General features: G+C 70.3%; 14 protein-coding genes. 7 read left to right on the top strand and 7 right to left on the bottom strand.

Features of this window, described 5'->3' with window-relative positions; genetic code table 11:
- Positions 1-80 precede the first annotated feature (80 nt).
- Together AC068D_RS02795 and AC068D_RS02790 are read left to right on the top strand one after the other, a co-directional pair.
- Positions 81-1,364: a VWA domain-containing protein gene (locus AC068D_RS02795; protein WP_478821104.1), complete on the top strand. Its 1,284-nt coding sequence runs from the start codon at positions 81-83 to the stop codon at positions 1,362-1,364.
- On the top strand, positions 1,364-2,143 hold the full coding sequence (locus AC068D_RS02790; RefSeq protein ID WP_478821103.1) for a hypothetical protein: 780 nt from the start codon (positions 1,364-1,366) through the stop codon (positions 2,141-2,143). The genes AC068D_RS02795 and AC068D_RS02790 overlap by 1 nt, the downstream gene beginning before the upstream one ends.
- Before the next feature lie 64 nt (positions 2,144-2,207).
- On the opposite strand, the gene AC068D_RS02785 is transcribed toward AC068D_RS02790, so the two are convergent.
- Entirely contained in the window at positions 2,208-2,921 is a 714-nt protein-coding gene (locus AC068D_RS02785) for a lysostaphin resistance A-like protein (RefSeq protein ID WP_478821102.1), read from the bottom strand.
- A gap of 184 nt (positions 2,922-3,105) precedes the next feature.
- Between AC068D_RS02785 and AC068D_RS02780 the strand changes: the two genes are divergently transcribed.
- Both AC068D_RS02780 and AC068D_RS02775 read left to right on the top strand, forming a co-directional pair.
- Positions 3,106-4,197, top strand: coding sequence for an ADP-ribosylglycohydrolase family protein (locus AC068D_RS02780; RefSeq protein WP_478821101.1), 1,092 nt, complete (start codon positions 3,106-3,108; stop codon positions 4,195-4,197).
- Positions 4,198-4,298: 101 nt separating this feature from the next.
- Positions 4,299-5,108: an N-formylglutamate amidohydrolase gene (locus tag AC068D_RS02775; RefSeq protein WP_478821100.1), complete on the top strand. Its 810-nt coding sequence runs from the start codon at positions 4,299-4,301 to the stop codon at positions 5,106-5,108.
- Between the two features lie 6 nt (positions 5,109-5,114).
- Here AC068D_RS02775 and AC068D_RS02770 read toward each other — a convergent pair whose 3' ends face one another.
- Entirely contained in the window at positions 5,115-6,986 is a 1,872-nt protein-coding gene (locus tag AC068D_RS02770; protein WP_478821099.1) for a cellulase family glycosylhydrolase, read from the bottom strand.
- Positions 6,987-7,123: 137 nt separating this feature from the next.
- On the opposite strand from AC068D_RS02770, the gene AC068D_RS02765 reads away from it, so the two are divergent.
- Entirely contained in the window at positions 7,124-8,170 is a 1,047-nt protein-coding gene (locus AC068D_RS02765; protein ID WP_478821098.1) for a DUF2804 domain-containing protein, read from the top strand.
- 175 nt (positions 8,171-8,345) lie between these two features.
- Here the strand turns inward: AC068D_RS02765 and AC068D_RS02760 are convergent, their stop codons facing one another.
- A complete protein-coding gene (locus AC068D_RS02760; RefSeq protein ID WP_478821097.1) occupies positions 8,346-8,942 on the bottom strand; it encodes an HD domain-containing protein in 597 nt (198 codons plus the stop codon).
- 144 nt (positions 8,943-9,086) lie between these two features.
- On the opposite strand from AC068D_RS02760, the gene AC068D_RS02755 reads away from it, so the two are divergent.
- Complete coding sequence (locus AC068D_RS02755; protein WP_478821096.1) at positions 9,087-9,374, top strand: ribosomal protein L7/L12; 288 nt, start codon at positions 9,087-9,089, stop codon at positions 9,372-9,374.
- 203 nt (positions 9,375-9,577) lie between these two features.
- On the opposite strand, the gene fusA is transcribed toward AC068D_RS02755, so the two are convergent.
- From fusA to AC068D_RS02735, 4 genes are all read right to left on the bottom strand, one after another.
- Complete coding sequence (fusA, locus tag AC068D_RS02750; protein WP_478821095.1) at positions 9,578-11,647, bottom strand: elongation factor G; 2,070 nt, start codon at positions 11,645-11,647, stop codon at positions 9,578-9,580.
- 446 nt (positions 11,648-12,093) lie between these two features.
- A complete protein-coding gene (locus AC068D_RS02745) occupies positions 12,094-12,876 on the bottom strand; it encodes a thioesterase II family protein (RefSeq protein WP_478821094.1) in 783 nt (260 codons plus the stop codon).
- Between the two features lie 630 nt (positions 12,877-13,506).
- Positions 13,507-13,872 carry a hypothetical protein gene (locus AC068D_RS02740; protein WP_478821093.1) on the bottom strand — a complete coding sequence of 122 codons (366 nt, stop codon included), beginning with the start codon at positions 13,870-13,872 and terminating at the stop codon, positions 13,507-13,509.
- Between the two features lie 288 nt (positions 13,873-14,160).
- Positions 14,161-14,691, bottom strand: coding sequence for a GNAT family N-acetyltransferase (locus AC068D_RS02735; protein WP_478821092.1), 531 nt, complete (start codon positions 14,689-14,691; stop codon positions 14,161-14,163).
- Positions 14,692-14,928: 237 nt separating this feature from the next.
- On the opposite strand from AC068D_RS02735, the gene AC068D_RS02730 reads away from it, so the two are divergent.
- Positions 14,929-15,801 (top strand): dienelactone hydrolase family protein, encoded by an 873-nt coding sequence (locus AC068D_RS02730; protein ID WP_478821091.1) that lies wholly within the window; start codon positions 14,929-14,931, stop codon positions 15,799-15,801.
- Positions 15,802-16,136: the final 335 nt, after the last annotated feature.

Below are 16,136 nucleotides of genomic sequence, written 5' to 3'. Positions count from 1 at the left end.
CCAGGCTGCCCCCGGCCGGGATGACGGCTGACGTCCGCGTGGAATTGGGCAGCGCCCCCCACCCTCACTATGATCCGCCGATGATCACACGAAAGCGACTGGCGGCCGCGCTCTGCGGCGCGCTGCTGGTCATGTTGACCGGTGGCCTGCTCCCGGCCACCGCCTCCGCCGATTCGGCCGACGAGCCGGCGGCGAAGGAACCGCCCAAGGTCGAGCTGGTTCTCGATGTCAGCGGTTCGATGCGGGCACGGGACATCGACGGCCAGTCCCGCATGTCCGCGGCCAAGCAGGCGTTCAACGAGGTGCTGGACGCGGTGCCCGACGAGGTCCGCCTCGGGATACGCACGCTCGGCGCCGACTACCCCGGTGACGACCGCAAGGAGGGATGCAAGGACACCCGCGCTCTCTACCCCGTCGGCGAGCTCGACCGGACCGAGGCCAAGACGGCGGTGTCGACCCTGGTTCCGACCGGCTGGACACCGATCGGGCCCGCCCTGCTGGGCGCCGCCGACGACCTGGAGGGCGGTGAGACCACCCGCCGGATCGTGCTCATCACGGACGGCGAGGACACCTGCGCCCCGCTGGACCCGTGCGAGGTCGCGCGCGAGATCGCGGCCAAGGGCATCAACATCACCATCGACACACTCGGCCTGGTCCCCAATGCCAAGATGCGTGCTCAGCTGATGTGCATCGCCGAGGCCACGGGCGGCACCTACACCTCCGTTCAGCACAGGGAGGAACTGTCCGACCGGGTCGGTCAATTGGTGGACCGAGCGGCCGAGCCGGTCGTCACGCCGGTCGCCACGAAAGGCGCCGACAGCTGCGAGGACGCCCCACAACTGAAGGCAGGCCTCTACAACGACCGTCAGACCTTCGGCCGGCATCGCTGGTACCGCGTGGATCTGCTGCCCGGGCAGGAGCTGCGTGCATCGGTGAGCATCGCCGTCGACCGTGCCGTCAACCCTAACTACGGCGTGTTCCTGCGGGCATCGACGCCGAACGGCCGGGAGATCGTGCGCGGCGAAGCCGCCGGGGACGGACGCACCGACGTCATATCGACCGGCCTGCGACACCCGAAGCCGGAGATCGACGGCGCCGGCACGGACAGGCCGACGGCGGAGACGGTCTGTCTGCGGGTGAGCAACTCCTTCTCCGCACCGGCCTCCGTCAAGACCTCTCCCGGTCTGCCCGTCGAGCTGGCCCTCGATGTGGTGGACGGCCCCGACGATGCCGACGACGTCGCCTTCCTCGGCCTCGGCCGCGGCTGGTGGCTGCTCGGCCTGATGGTGCTCACCGGCTTTGCCGCCGGTGTGTTGTGGGGCTGGATCTCGCGCTGGCGCATCGCCGTCTGGAGGACCAACTGATGCGTACCGTACGCACCTTCGCGGCCGCGCTGCTCGCCGCCTCCGCGCTTCTCGCGCTCCCCGGGACCGCCACGGCACAGACCCCCTCGCCGAGCGCGAGCGAGGAGAACAAGGAGTCCGCCGCGCCGACCCAGGCCGGCACGTCCTTCCGTACCGCGACCGTCGTCAGCCCCGGACAACGGGCCACCGCACAGGCGTCCACGGGTGACTACCTCTACTGGGCCTTCCCCGCCGACACGGGCGCGCAGGCGACCGTGCGGGCCACCGTGAAACTGCCCGAGTCCACCGCCCGGCACGGCTCCCACACCTGGCGGCTCGAGGTGTACGACGGGCTGCGGCGCCGCCAGGCATGCCGTTACGGCAGCGACACCAAGGCCGCACCGGCCGAGGCCGCATCCGTCGAGCTGTCCTGTGCACTGCGCACGGTGCGCGCCTGGTCCGAGCCCGCGGCGAACGACCCGCTGCCCGGCACCTACTACGTGCGTCTGACCGTCGTCGACGCCCCCACCGAGGACCTCGGAGAAGCCGTCGACACCGCCTTGGAGGTCTCCGTGACCGACGGCGGCGGCGCCGCCGCCGTGGACGGCACGCTCGGCGCACCGCTGGTGCCGGCCTCCGGCCCCAGGGTCGAGCCGGACGGCGGCTGGGCTTCCGGCTGGTGGTCGTCCCGGGTGCTGTGGACCGCGGGCGGCGCGGTGCTCGCAGCCCTGGCCGGTATCTGGGGTCATCGCCTCACACGCGGAGGCGGCCGCCCGGCGCACGTACCGCCCGGGGCCTGACGTTTCCGGTGCCGCCCGCCTCACCGAGCGTGGGCGGCACCGAGCGGCCCTCCCCCGGGCGCGTTCAGACCGTGACGCCGAAGGCTCCGGCGGTCCACCGGCCGACCGCCCATGCGAAGCCGTAACCCGCGTCATTGACGGCGCAGTGCAGGGCCAGCGGCGGGATGAGGCTCCCCGACCGTCGACGGAGTTCACAGAACACCACCCCTGCAAGGGCGGTGAACACGACCGCGGCGGCCACCGACAGCGCGACACCGCTCCGGCCGGTGCCGAAGACCGCCTCGACCGCCTCGTTCGCGCGTGTGAGTCCCCGGGACGGCCGAATGTGCCACAGCCCGAAGAGCACCGAGGAGACGGCGGTGGCCCAGGCGGCGCCCCATCGTCGCTTCACCATGGCCCACAGGACACCTCGGAACGCGATCTCCTCCAGAAGAACGGTCCCGAGCGGCACACGCACCAGCATGCGGTACACCAACTGCCCGGACGACAGTGCCGCAGCGCGGTCGTCCTGGAACGCCCGGCGCGTCAGCGGCACGGCCAGCACCACCAGGCAGACCACCAGTACGGCCGCGACGAGGACGAGCCCCCAGCGCAGACCGCGTCGGACAGAAGCACGACCGAGGCCCAACTCGTCCCATGTGACCCCGGACCACCGGGCGATCAGGACGAGCAGGGCGGCCGTGGCGACGCAGACGGGCACGTACATCGCCGGCTCGACCCGGTTGGTGAGGACATTGGCGGCCGCGAGCACCACGACGGCCAGAAGAAGCATCCGCATGGTCACGCCAGAATGCCCTGTTCCCCTCGCGGTCTCCCCCCAACGCGCCGCTCCGGAATTGCCTGCTCGCCGATTCGGGCATGTGCACGCCTGAACTCACCACCCCCCGGCCCGCTAAGGTCGAATCGCCCGCTGCGGCCAAGGGCTGTCCCGCAATGAGTGAAGGCACACCGACGTGAACGACATGAGCAAGCTTCAGCCGAAGGTCCTCCATGGGCGCACCACGTCCCGTGCCCGCGGGATGCTGCTCGGGCTGGCGCTGGGAGAATCCATGGGGGCAGCGGGCAGGGCATTGCCCGACAACGGTCCGCTGCGCGCCGGTGTCTGCACCCAGCTGGCCTGCTTCACCGTCGAGGGCGCCATACGCGCCCTGGTCCGCGAGAAGCACAAGGGCATCTGCCACGCCCCGTCGGTGCTGTGGCACGCCTACTGCCGCTGGGCAGCGCTTCAGGGCATCGAGAGCGACCGGATGAGGCAGCGCTGGGGCACGTCCGCGGGGGCCGCGTGGCCCGACGGCTGGCTCGCCCAGGTGCCTGCGATGGCGGAGCGGCGCGGTTCGGCACCGGCCACCGTCAAGGCGTTGACCACCATCGAACAGGGCACCGTGGACCGGCCGACCACCTCCAGCCGCGGCTGGCACGCGCTCGGCCGCACCTTGCCCGTTGCCGCGCTCGGCAGTCCGGAAGCCGTGCAGCAGTGGAGCCGGCATGCCCGTGACGTCGCCGCCCTCACCCACGGTGACCCGGCAGCTCAGTCGGCGGCCGCCCGAGCCACGGTCCTCGCCCGGCACTGCCTCGCCGGTGAGCATGCGAGGGACGCACTCCGGAGCGGGCTCTCCACCCTGCGCACTCTCGAGCCTGCAGGCGGCGACGACCAACTCACCCGCCTGGCCGGAGCGTTCGACGAGGCCGTCCAGGGACCGGCGGACCTCTCGCGCCTCGCACGGCTCGCACCGGATGCCACCGCCCCGTCGGCCCTCTTCGGCGGACTCTACGTCGCCGCCTCCTTCCCCGACCGGGCCCAGGTGCACACCGCGCTGCACTTCGCAGCCGGCGCACCGGACGGCGAGTCCGTCGCCTGCGTGGCCGGCGCTCTGCTCGGCGCGGCCCACGGAATCGAGGCCCTGCCCCTGGACCTGGTGAGCCGGCACGAACTGACCTGGGTCCTCGACACCCTGGCCCGCGATCTCCTGACGGAAGTGTCGGACGACCCCAGCGGCACCGAGTACACCAGCGGTTGGGATCCTCACTGGCGGAGCCGCTACCCCGGTTGGTGAGTCGCGGCTCCCGTCCGCCCGCCGCACCCTCGAAAGCGATGCCACCCCACCCGCGGCCGTTCTCCGGTCTCCCTCCGACCCCAAGGACATCAGCAATCATCATGACCGACACGACCGCCCCCTTCGAGCTGCTTCCCGGCGCCGACAACTCGCCGGTGATCCTTCACGTTCCGCACTCCTCGCGAACCGTGCCCTCGGACGTGCGCTCCGGCATACTCCTGGACGACCGCGCGCTCGAAGTGGAGCTGGGCCACATCACGGACGCACACACGGCCGAGATCGCCGCCGTTGCGGCCGGCGGGGCGCCGGCCGCGCCCTGGCGGTTCATCAACCGGCTCTCGCGGCTGGTGATCGACCCCGAACGGTTTCCCGACGAACGGGAGGAGATGCTGGCGGCCGGCATGGGCGCCGTGTACACCCGGACCACACACCGTGAGCGGCTCCGCCCGGCAGGACTGGACCCACAGCCGCTGATCGACCGGTACTTCCGTCCGTACGCCGAGGCCATGTCGGCCGCGGTGTCCGACCGACTCGACGCGGTCGGACGCGCCGTCGTCATCGATGTGCACTCGTATCCCTCGAAACCGCTTCCGTACGAGCTGCACGGCGACGGACCACGTCCCCCGATCTGTCTGGGGACGGACGGCTTCCACACGCCCGCCGGGCTGCTCGCCGCCGCCGAGCAGGCATTCGGTGGCTTCGGCGGCACGGGGCTCGACAGCCCCTTCGCGGGCACCTACGTACCGCTGGAGTTCCACGGCAGGGATCCGCGGGTGAGCGCGCTGATGATCGAGATCCGCCGCGATGTCTACATGGAGGAGCCGGGAGGCCCCGCAGGACCTGGGCTGGACCGGCTCGGCTCGGCGCTCGCGGAACTGGTGACCGCGGTCTCCCGGGGTGCGGCGGATTGACCGGCCTCAGCCGCGTCCCGCCGCCCATGCCGTCAGCTCGTCGCGCGCACCGCGCAGCAGCTCGTCGGACGGTTCCGTCGCCCCGTTGGTGACCAGGGCATAGTGCAGGCCACCGGTGTTCGCAGCGGTGAGCAGGAGGCGGCGGCTGCCGGTCCCGCCCGGCTCAGGAGCCACTGCGACGGGAGTGCTGCCGTCGTACGACGGAGGGGCGTACACCGTCCCCAGGTCGGAGACGACCGTCGTCCGCGACGTCGGGTAGGTGGCCGGGAGGTGGAGTTCCGTGGGAGCCGACGTGCCGTCCGAACGCCACAGCAGGAGCCCGTACTGACCGGTGCCCACGAGCTCGCGAACGCGCGGCAGGGACGAGGGCACCGGGTTCCATGTGAGCGTGGTGGAGCCGTCGCGGGAACGGTCCTCATAGGTGAAGGCGAGCACACGGCCCGCGGTGGCGCCCGGGTAGAGACGGTCCAGCAGCCGGGCGTCCTGGCGGAGTACCGGTGCGCCCGTGTCGTCGAGACGGACCGCCGAGAGATCCTCGTCGTTCCAGGCGTCGGCCGCGGTCAGGACCTTGGCGGGATTGCCGTTCATGAGCTCGCGGTGGCGGCCGCTGTAGATGTCCCACTGCCACTGGGTGCCGGACAGGACAGGGCCCGAGTCTTCGGGCCGGGACCACCAACTCGCGCCTGGAAGACGGGAGTCGAGTGCCTGGTACATCGCTTTGTACACGGTCGGCGCCTTGTCGGAGACGGTGCCGCCGAGCGGATGCCCGAACTCGCTGACGACGGCCGCGGTTTCCGCGGTGGCCGCACGGTCCCGGACGGTGCCGAAGTCTCCGGCGTACTGGCCGTCCTTCGCCTTGCCCCACATGAACACACCGGAGATGGCCTTCTGGTCGTAGAAGTGGGTGTTGAAGACATAGCGGGGACCGATCCGGCCGGCGTCGAGAAGGCCGCCCTCCTGCTTCTGGAAGTCCAGGTTGGCGTTCCAGAAGAGGTTCGGCTCGACGAAGGCCGGCTTCGTGCGCCATCCCGCCGCGTCCATCCGGGCGCGGAACTTCTCGTAGAAGGGCCAGAGAACGTCGCGTTCCCAGGTACGGCTGGTCTGACCGGAGTCATACGTACCCGCATGCGGCTCGTTGTACGGATCGAACCCGACGACGCCGGCGAACTCGGACTCGTTGAGATGCTCGGCGAGGTACGCCATGGTGGTCTGCGCTGTGTCGAGGAACGCCTCCTGAATTCCGCCTCTGTCGTGCCAGAAGTCGTACGCCGCCTTCGTCACGGCCTTGTTCTGGGTGATGTTCTGTCCCCAGAAGAGGCAGATCCCGCACGACTCGCGCGGATATCCGCCGGCATCGACGACCCACTCGGGTGCTCCGTCACCGGTGTACCAGCTGCCTTCATGGAACAGGTGCCGGGAGAACAGGTCCTGGTGGAAGTCCGGGTAGACACGGATGCCGACCCTGAGGAAGGCGCGCATCTGGGCGGTGGCGGCGGCCAGATAGGTGCGGTCGACCTGTCCTCGTACGGGTTCGGCTTGCGCCCACGACAGCAGGAAGCGCACGGCATTGCCGCCGCCCAGCACGCGGAGCGCGGCCGCGGACCTCTCGGCGTCGGCGACGGAGGCGAAGGGCAGTCCTCCGTTCTCCGCAAGCTTGGTCTCGCCGGAGACGTTGTACCCGCGCAGGACGACCTCACGGTCGAGTCCGTCGACGAAGCGACCGTTCTGGACGGTGAACGAGGCGGCGGCCTCGTCGTCGAACCAGAAGACGTCGGGCGGGGGCGGTGCGGCCGACGTCGTACCCGACCCGATGAGGGAGGTGGCAACGAGAACGACGAGAACCAGGACGCTCATGAGGCGCACGCGCATCGTCGGCATGACGTCCACATTCTTGACGATGCATCAATTTGTCAACGAGCAGAGTCACTTCCGGTGCGTGACAGTCAGGCGGCGCAACGGTCCACGCGGGTCCGAGGCCTGTGGTGGATCCCGACCAGCAGATAGGGTCCGGTGCCATGGCCACGCATGAACGCGAGATCGTCGATCCCGTCGACCTGTGCCTCGGTGACGGGCGGATCGATCCGGCCGCGATCGGCTGGTCGCGGCGGCCGTTGCACCGCTCACGGATACGGGGCTGGGGGCGCACGAAGCGGTGGGAGTACTGGTGCGTCACCACACCGACTCATGTGGTTGCGCTGACCGTCGGCGATCTCGACTATCTGGCACTGAGCTCGGTCTATGTGCTGGAGTACGGGCCAGGCGGCCGTGAGTTCGAGCGCACGGCGATCACGCCCGTCGGACTGGGTGTCCGGCTCCCCGACACCGTCGCCGGCGCCCAGGGCGCTCCTCCCGTCGTGGTCGGACCGGAGCGGCCCGTCCGAGGGCAGGTGCGGATCGAGATCCGGGGCGAGGGCACCGCCACCCGGCTCCGGGCACGATGCCTGAGCCCGGACCGTGTGCCGGTCGAGGTGGATCTCCTCGTCGCGCTGCCGGACGGACACGAGACGCTGTCCGTCGTCGTGCCGTGGAGCGAGCGACGCTTCCAGTACACCTCCAAGCACACGGCACGCCCCGCATCGGGCTCGCTGCGCATCGGCGACGACGTCCTGGAGTTCGGCGACGACGCGTGGGGCACCCTCGACCACGGACGCGGGCGGTGGCCGCGCTCGGTGGAATGGAACTGGGGCGCCGCCTCCGGTCGTACCGACGGTCGCACCGTGGGACTGCAGTTCGGCGGGCGCTGGACGAACGGCACCGGCTCCACCGAGAACGCGCTGTGCGTCGACGGCCGCATCAGCAAGATCGGCCAGGAGCTGGAGTGGCTCTGGTCCCCCGACCACCACATGGCTCCGTGGACCATCCGCACTCGGGAATCCGACCACGTGGACCTGGTGTTCACCCCGTTCCACAACAGATCGACGCGTACCGACGCCGGGCTGATCGCCAACCGCACCGACCAGTGCTTCGGCCACTACACGGGCTCGATTCGCACCGACGACGGCGAACGGATCGCCGTGGACCGGCTGCTGGGGTGGGCGGAGGACGTCCGTATGCGGTGGTAGCGGAGGCTGTCGGGCATCAGCAAGCAGCGACACGACCGTGATCGTGGGCACGCGGCCCCGGCGACAACGCGCGACCGGTGCCGGTGAGTCTCGGAGATCCTTCGGACAGTCGCCGACGCCGCCCGGCCGGTCATGGTGGCCATGATGCCTACAGCCTCGTCCTCAGCCGCACCCGTCATATGTGCACCGGGAACGACCTCTGATACGCGAGCCGTTCGTCCGCGCCCTCGCCGATGCGGTTGAGCAGTTCATCGAACGCCATGTACTCCTCCCAGCGCTCGCGACCGGTGGCACCGGCGAGGTGGGACAGCACGAGGTCCTCGAGGTCCGCAACGCGCTTGTTCTTCCAGATTTTGTCGGCCGTGCTCACGAGCAGGTCCTCGATGGTCGACTTCACCGTCCACGAAGCGTGGTTGCCGGCGAACCGGGCCAGCTCCGGGCCGAAGCCGTGCTCGAGCAGCAGCGTCCGCCCTGCCTCCTCGTGTGCGGAACCCGGTCCGGAGAGCTCCTCACGGTGCACGGCCTTGCCGATGTCATGTGTGGCCGCCCCGAAAAGGACGGCCTCGCGGTCGGGCGCGAGGACCGGACACCGGTGTTGCACCCAGTCGAGCAGTTGGTGGGCGACATCGTGGACGGCCCGGAGATGAGCCGCCAGCCGCGGTGGGGCCTGCAGTGCCACGAGGAGGTCCGCCACAGGCCGGGGCACCGGTCGCAGAGGCGGGTCCCAGGGCTGATGGAGAGCCTGGGTCAGCAGGTCGGGGCGCGTCGTCATCCGGTGAGGCTACTGTCCCCTCATGCATACAGGTCGATGCCGGCCACATGGCGGCGGCCATCGGGAAGGAGGCTCGGAGTCCCTTCGGTGCCCGGACGATCAGCCAGGATCGACGTACACCGCCCTGGCGTAGGATCACCCCGCATGGACACAGCACTGCTGCTTCTCGTGATCGTCGTGGTGGGCATGCTGAGCGGATCCCTCGAGACCAAGGTGAGCCGCGTGGACCGCAGGCTCTCCAGGCTCGAGCGCAAGGTCGACCGTATCCTCGACCACCTCGGGATCCAGGACGAGGACCCACAACTGGACCAGGTGGCCGCGCTGGTGCGCGAGGGCAGGAAGATCGAGGCGATCAAGGCCTACCGCAAGATCACGGGCGAGGGTCTGAAGGAATCGAAGGACGCTGTCGAGCGCCTGGAAGCCGGTCACTGAGCGGTCCGTACGGCAGAACGGCCGTACACCTGTGTCGGTCTCCGGACGGCCGGGCCCTTCCTCGGCACGGACAGCCGTGACCCCGGAGCCCCGGCAGCTCCTCTCCGCACTCGGCACGGCTTTCCCTGAGTGCCGTGCCGAGTGCCTTCCGATGAAGCAGACAGGGCGCCGGCCCCGCCGTACGGCGGGGCCGGCTCCGGGGACTACCGGCTCGGCGTCCCGTCGCCCACCGTGCCCGGTACCGGGGCGTAGCCGATGGCGCGGGTGGTGAAGGTGCCGCGGCCCTGGGTGCGGCTGCGGAGCCGGGTCGCGTAACCGAAGAGCTCGGCCAGCGGGACGGTCGCGGTGACCACGGCCGTGCCCGCCCGTGCGGTCGAGCCGGAGACCCGGCCACGGCGCGCGGCCAGATCGCCGAGGACGCCGCCGACGGCGTCGTCGGGCACGGTGACCGTGACCTCGAGGACCGGTTCCAGCAGCACCATCGTGCAGGCACGCAAGGCCTCGCGGAGCGCGAACCGGCCCGCGGTGCGGAACGCCATGTCCGAGGAGTCCTTGGAGTGGGTAGCTCCGTCGGTCAGGGTGACACGCACTCCGTTGACCGGATGGCCGCCGAGGGGACCTTCCGCCAGAGCGTCCCGGCAGCCGGCCTCGACCGCCCGGACGAACTCCTTCGGCACACGTCCGCCGACCACGGTGGAACGGAACTCGAAATCACCCTCGGTCGGCTCCACATCGAGCACGACATGGGCGAACTGCCCGGCCCCGCCGTCCTGCTTGACGTGCCGGTACACCAGCCCGGTCACGCCGCGGACGACCGTCTCCCGGTGCGCCACCTGGGGCCGGCCGACGGAGATCTCCAGCCCGTGGGCCCGGCGGACCTTCTCCACCGCGACCTCCAGGTGCAGTTCACCCATCCCGGTCAGCACCGTCTGGCCGGTCTCCGGGTCGGTACGCACGGCCAGCGAGGGATCCTCCTCGACCAGCCGTGCCAGAGCTGATGCGAGCCGGTCGGTGTCGGTGCTCCTCCGGGCCTCCACCGCCATGGTGACGACGGGTTCGGCCACGGTCGGCGGTTCGAGGACGAGGGGCGCCGCCGGGTCGCACAGGGTGGCTCCGGCACACGCAGCCCTCACCCCGACCACCGCGACGATGTCACCGGCCACCGCCTGGTCGACGTCCATGTGGCGGTCGGCCTGGACCCGCAGGATCCGGCCGATACGCTCGGTGCGTCGCGCACGTACGTCCAGCACCGCGTCCCCCTTCCGGATCGTTCCCGAGTACACACGCACATAGGTCAGGCGCCCCGTGCTGGTCGAGTTCACCTTGAACACCAGTCCGGCGAACGGCTCCGCCGGGTCGGACACCCGCTCCTCCGCCTCGCCGCCCCGGGTGCCGCGTACGGCCGGCACGTCGAGCGGCGACGGCAGGTAGGCCACCACCGCCTCCAGCAGCGGCTCGATCCCGCGGTTGCGGTAGGCCGAGCCGCACAGCACCACCACGCCGTCACCGGTACGGGTCAGGTCGCGCAGGGCGATGCGCAGCGTCCCTGCGGAGACCGTCGACTGCGTGCAGTACTCCTCCAGCGCGGCAGGGTGGAGCTCCGCCACTGCCTCCTCGAGCAGCCTTCGGCGGCGGTTCGCCTCGTCCCGGAACTCGTCGGGCACCGGGCCCTCCTCGACGTCGCCGCGCCCGTCGGCCCAGACCAGCGCGCGCATGCCGAGGAGATCCACCACTCCGGTGAACCGGTCCTCGTGCCCCAGCGGCATCTGGACCACGAGAGGGACCGTCTTCAGCCGATCCCTGATGGACTCGACCGCCGTGTCGAGGTCGGCGCCCGCACGGTCCAGCTTGTTGACGAAGGCAATCCGCGGAACCCCGTACCGGTCTGCCTGACGCCACACCGACTCGCTCTGCGGCTCAACCCCGGCAACGGCGTCGAACACCGCGATCGCGCCGTCGAGCACGCGCAGGGAGCGCTCCACCTCGTCGGAGAAGTCGACATGGCCCGGAGTGTCGATCAGGTTGAACCGGTGACCGTCCCAGTCGCAGCTCACCGCCGCGGCGAAGATGGTGATGCCGCGGTCGCGCTCCTGCGGGTCGAAGTCGGTCACGGTCGTGCCGTCGTGGACCTCGCCGCGCTTGTAGGTGGCGCCGGTGACGTAGAGGATCCGCTCGGTGATGGTGGTCTTGCCGGCGTCGACATGGGCAAGGATGCCCAGATTGCGGACGGCGGTCAGGGGATGGATGGCATGACGGTGCAGATCGGTGCGCACGGCCCATGGCCTTTCAGATGGTTCCGGATCGGGCAGCGCGATTCCGGACGAAAGGGCCCGCGGTCGGGCCACTGTGCGAACCCTGGCGCGACAGGCCAGGAGTCAGGTGTTCGTCGCGGACGTCCGGTTCCGGCCGCGCAGCCGGAACCGGGCGTACGAAGACACCAGGATCACCTCGTGCAGCGACGGGGGGACGACGACAGCGGTGCGGTCACGCACGGCTCGCTCCCCTCATTCGTCAACTCGTCACGATGCGCGCCGCGTTGGCTCAGTGGCGCGCTCGGTGGCGAGTCTAGTGATCTCGGAGCGGACGGTGCACCGGGTTTTCTTCCCCCACCGCGCCGCTCCCGGGCGGGACACGGACCGGGGCGGACCGTGTGACGCGAACGGGTGCCGACCTGGCTCCGGTCCGCACGCAGGAGCAGTACGCGTCCGAGGAGGACGGATCAGAGCCGCGGGGCGTCGGCCGCAGCCTCATCCGTCCGGCCCGGCAGTGCGGCGTCGATGATCTCGGCCACCTGCGCAAGCCGGCTGTCGAGGTAGAAGTGGCCACCGTTCATGACGTGGAGCTCGTAGGAGCGGCACGTCTCGTGCTCCCAGGGCCGCATGCCGTCGACCGGCACACGGGGATCGCTGTCGCCTGCGAGCCCCACCACCGGGCAGTCGAGCAGCGGGCCGGGCCGGTACACACATGTGCGCAGCAGCTGCCAGTCGGCGCGCAGCGCGGGCAGGGCGAGCCTGAGCAGTTCGGTGTGTGCCAGCAGCTCGCCGTCGATACCGCCGAGCAGTCGCAGCTCGCCGAGGAGCGTCTCGTCATCCGCATCGTCCAGCTCGGGCACGCCCGGGGGTGGCCACGGCAGCCGTGGCCCCTGCCTCGCCGACACGAAGAGCACCATGGGCGGGACGCCCATGCGCTGGAGACGGCGCGCCGTCTCGAAAGCCAGGACGGCACCCATGCTGTGCCCGAACAGACCAAGGGGCCTGCCATCGGCGAGGGTCGGCCCGAGCTCGTCCAGAACCGCGTCGACGATCCCGTCCGGGTCCTGCGCGAACGGCTCTCCGTAGCGGTCCTGCCGTCCCGGGTACTGGACGGCCAGCGTCTCCACGCGGCCCTCGAGGGCCTTGGACAGGGCGTGGTAGGCGCTGGCCGAGCCGCCGGCGTGCGGGAAGCACACCAGACGGGTCGCGGCTTCCGGAGCAGGATGGAAGCACCGAATCCAATTACTCACGCCACCCCCGACGAGACCTGTCACCCGCAGACGATCTTTCAGCCGACACACTACCCCGGACCCGAGGCGCGATTCCGCAGGCCGGGCCAGGGCCGGAACCACAGCCCTGCCTCCCCGTGCACGCTCCACAGAGGTTGAGCGGGAACCCGATGGGTGACCGCGTTGTGTTCCAGGGGTCGGACGCGCCTCGTCACTGCAGGGCACGCACTCAAGGCACGTGCCCCGGCTCAGGCGTGCCGGATGAACACGCTGCCCGCGCCGCCGGCACACGACTGTCCGTCAGAGCCCTCACGCCCGACCGCATCGCCGTCGGTCCGGACCGCCTGGCTGCGATGGTGACTGATACGGCCCGACGTCTCCACACCACTGGCGCACAGCCGGTCGGCAACCGGGGCCTCTACATCTCCCGGCCACCACCGCCCAGTTGCCGTCAGGCACGGTTCGACGGATCGTAGGCCCGGAACCGCCGACCGGAATGGCAGTTGATGCCCCACTGCTGCCGCTGTGGGGTCGAGCTCGGTGAGGGGCTCCGCCGTGCACTGCGGCGGAGCCACCTCGACCATGCGCCGTTCGATGGCGCAGACGCGCGCCTGGCGCGGCCGGGCCCTTCACGAGGGAAGGTGTCCGGCCTCAGGAAACCCGTTTGATCGTCCAGGTGTTGGGGTCGAAGCTGGGCACCGCCGAGTACCGGCAGGCGCCACTGTAGAAGCGTCTCACCTGCACCCAGCCCTCCGGGGGCAGCGTGGAGGCGCAGGCGTTCACGGTGGAGCCGATGGGCATGCCGGAGACCTGCTGGATCTTCTTCTGGTTGGGGTCGAACGTAGTCCCGCACGCCCAACTGTTCCACCACTGCACATCGACCCAGCCGGACGGCGTCAAGGAGCTCGAGCACATGGTCGCGGTGTCGCCGGGGGCGGCCGAGGCCGATGGCACGGTGAGCGCGACGCATGCGGCAGCGGTCAGCACGGCCAACGAGGCCGAACGGAGACGCACCATGGTGGTTCCTCACAATTCATCGATGGGTACGCGAACTCCACAATCCTTACTGTTCCTCCACATGCGGCAGTAGTCGGTTATCGGACTGAGCCCATCGTGACCGAAATGGGCGCTGTCACGATCACGCGCCCTGCTTCCTCCCGCGGAGGACGCACAACGCATCAGCAACGTCGGCAGGCCGGTGACGGCACCTCCTGCAGATGCAGGGCGTTCCCTCCCTGAGCCGCTGCAATCACTCGACGCCCGACCCACCGGACGGGTTCGTCGACGGGTGTCCCGACCGCGCCGTCAGCCGACCCGCCGGGCCAGTACCTGTCCCGGCCAGCCCTCGGACTGGAATCGGCCGGTGGGGTGGAAACCATTGCGTTCGTAGTACGCGACCAGTTCGCCCCCGCCGCCCGCCCAGCAGTCGACCCTCAGCAGCTCCACACCGGCCAGGCGGGTCTCCTCGGCAGCATGGGCCAGCAGCGCCGCCCCGATGCCCAGACCGGCGCACCGCCTGTCGGAGACGAGCAGCCGGACGTACCGCTCGGGTTCGTCGGCCGGCGCGATCGGCATCTGCGGGCTGGGCCCGGAGTCCAACACCAGGGCACCGACAGGTGCTCCGTCCAGCTCCGCGATGTAGGGGGCGTTCTCGGTCGTGTACCGCTGAACACGCGCCACCCCGCCGGGCTTCTGCGAATACGGTGTCGTGCCCCACTGCTCGGTGTTGCCGCGCTCGTTCATCCAGGACACGGCGGTGTCGAGCATGTCCAGAATGACCGGTGCGTCGGCGAGGTTGCCCGGTCTGATCCGTATGCCGTGTGTTGTGTCGTTCACGAGGGAAGGCTAAGGGCTGTCGAGCGGGCCGCAGAATCACCGGCCGAAGCCGGAACCTGCAGAACCGTCTTCCAGGAATCCGCGATCAACGACTCACGGCCGCAGCGAGTGATGAGAACATGCCGGTGACGTTTCAGGCCGACTCTCCCGAACGTCCCGTCCGGCTGCACCACTTCGACACCGGCCAGGAGAAACGATGACATCGGCGCGCAGCGACCGGCCAGGGCGGCGGTAACCGTGGCAGACCATGATCTGACCGGGTTCGACCGCTGCACGTTCACGCACGAGGGTTCCACCCGCCAGGTCCTGCGGCGCGGCTCAGGACCCGCTGTGATCGTGATGGCGGAAGTACCCGGCATCACTCCCAAAGTGCTGGAGTTCGCCGAACGAGTGGCTGAGCTCGGCTGCACCGCCGTGCTCCCCGTACTGTTCGGCGTACCTGGACGCGACCCGCATCCCGAGGCCCACGGGCGGCTGAAGTCCGGGCTCTACACGGCCTCCACGTTCTGGAAGGTGTGCGTGAGCCGCGAGTTCACGCTGCTGGTCACGGGGAAGGCCTCACCCGTCGTGGGGTGGCTGCGCGCCCTGGCGGCCCACGAGCACCAGCGCTGCGGCGGACGCGGGGTCGGGGCCGTCGGCATGTGCCTCACCGGCGGTTTCGCCCTGGCCATGGCCGCCGACGACCGTATTCTCGCTCCGGTCGTGTCCCAGCCGTCGCTGCCGCTGGCCATCACCAGGAGCAGGGCCGCCGGCATCGACATCTCCGCCCAGGACCTCGCCACCGTCCGCGGGCGCTGCGAGCGCGAGGGTCTTGAAGTGATGGGGCTGCGATTCCGTGGAGACCGGCTCGTACCCGGCGACCGGTTCGCATTCCTGCGCCGTGAACTCGGTGACGCCTTCATCGCCGTCGAAATCGACGGCACCGCGGCGAACCCTGACGGTGTCATGCCGCCGCACTCCGTACTGACCGAGCACCTCGTCGACGAACCGGGCCAGCCGACACGCACGGCACTGGACCAGGTGCTCGACCTCCTCCGTACCAGACTGCTCCAGCCGGACGGCGGCCCCGCCGCGGGCCCGTCGGCCGTCCCCGGAGACGGTGTCCTGTGAAAGGGCACGGTCACGCACGGCTCCATGCGGGCGGCCGGCCGGGCGCGCTGCGCGTATGTACGAGCAAGGGTGCATACGTGTTGCGGTGAGGCGATGCCGGAGGCACCCCGGGAGCGCCGGGTGTCCTCACGCCACAATTCAGTTCGAGCGAGTTGCCAACCCCCTGGCTCGCGGGTCGAGAAGCCGTCGCAGCTCGTTTTTCGGCGCGCCCGGGCGGATCGGAGGTATTCGGCGCCGCCGTGCCGGCGGTGGACCGCACCCCCGCACGTTCCTGAGGGCAGCGGTGATGTTCACCGGTGGAGGACTGGCAGGGGAACTTTCCGGGAGGCGCCGGT

The organism is Streptomyces sp. NPDC043861 (assembly GCF_056435905.1).
This window is presented reverse-complemented; position numbering and strand designations above follow the sequence as displayed.

Bases quoted from the DNA above. Each gene is read 5' to 3' on its own strand.
- AC068D_RS02795 (WP_478821104.1), top strand. From the start codon at position 81: ATGATCACACGAAAGCGACTGGCGGCCGCGCTCTGCGGCGCGCTGCTG.
- AC068D_RS02790 (WP_478821103.1), top strand. From the start codon at position 1,364: ATGCGTACCGTACGCACCTTCGCGGCCGCGCTGCTCGCCGCCTCCGCG.
- AC068D_RS02785 (WP_478821102.1), bottom strand. From the start codon at position 2,921: ATGCGGATGCTTCTTCTGGCCGTCGTGGTGCTCGCGGCCGCCAATGTC.
- AC068D_RS02780 (WP_478821101.1), top strand. From the start codon at position 3,106: ATGAGCAAGCTTCAGCCGAAGGTCCTCCATGGGCGCACCACGTCCCGT.
- AC068D_RS02775 (WP_478821100.1), top strand. From the start codon at position 4,299: ATGACCGACACGACCGCCCCCTTCGAGCTGCTTCCCGGCGCCGACAAC.
- AC068D_RS02770 (WP_478821099.1), bottom strand. From the start codon at position 6,986: ATGCCGACGATGCGCGTGCGCCTCATGAGCGTCCTGGTTCTCGTCGTT.
- AC068D_RS02765 (WP_478821098.1), top strand. From the start codon at position 7,124: ATGGCCACGCATGAACGCGAGATCGTCGATCCCGTCGACCTGTGCCTC.
- AC068D_RS02760 (WP_478821097.1), bottom strand. From the start codon at position 8,942: ATGACGACGCGCCCCGACCTGCTGACCCAGGCTCTCCATCAGCCCTGG.
- AC068D_RS02755 (WP_478821096.1), top strand. From the start codon at position 9,087: ATGGACACAGCACTGCTGCTTCTCGTGATCGTCGTGGTGGGCATGCTG.
- AC068D_RS02740 (WP_478821093.1), bottom strand. From the start codon at position 13,872: ATGGTGCGTCTCCGTTCGGCCTCGTTGGCCGTGCTGACCGCTGCCGCA.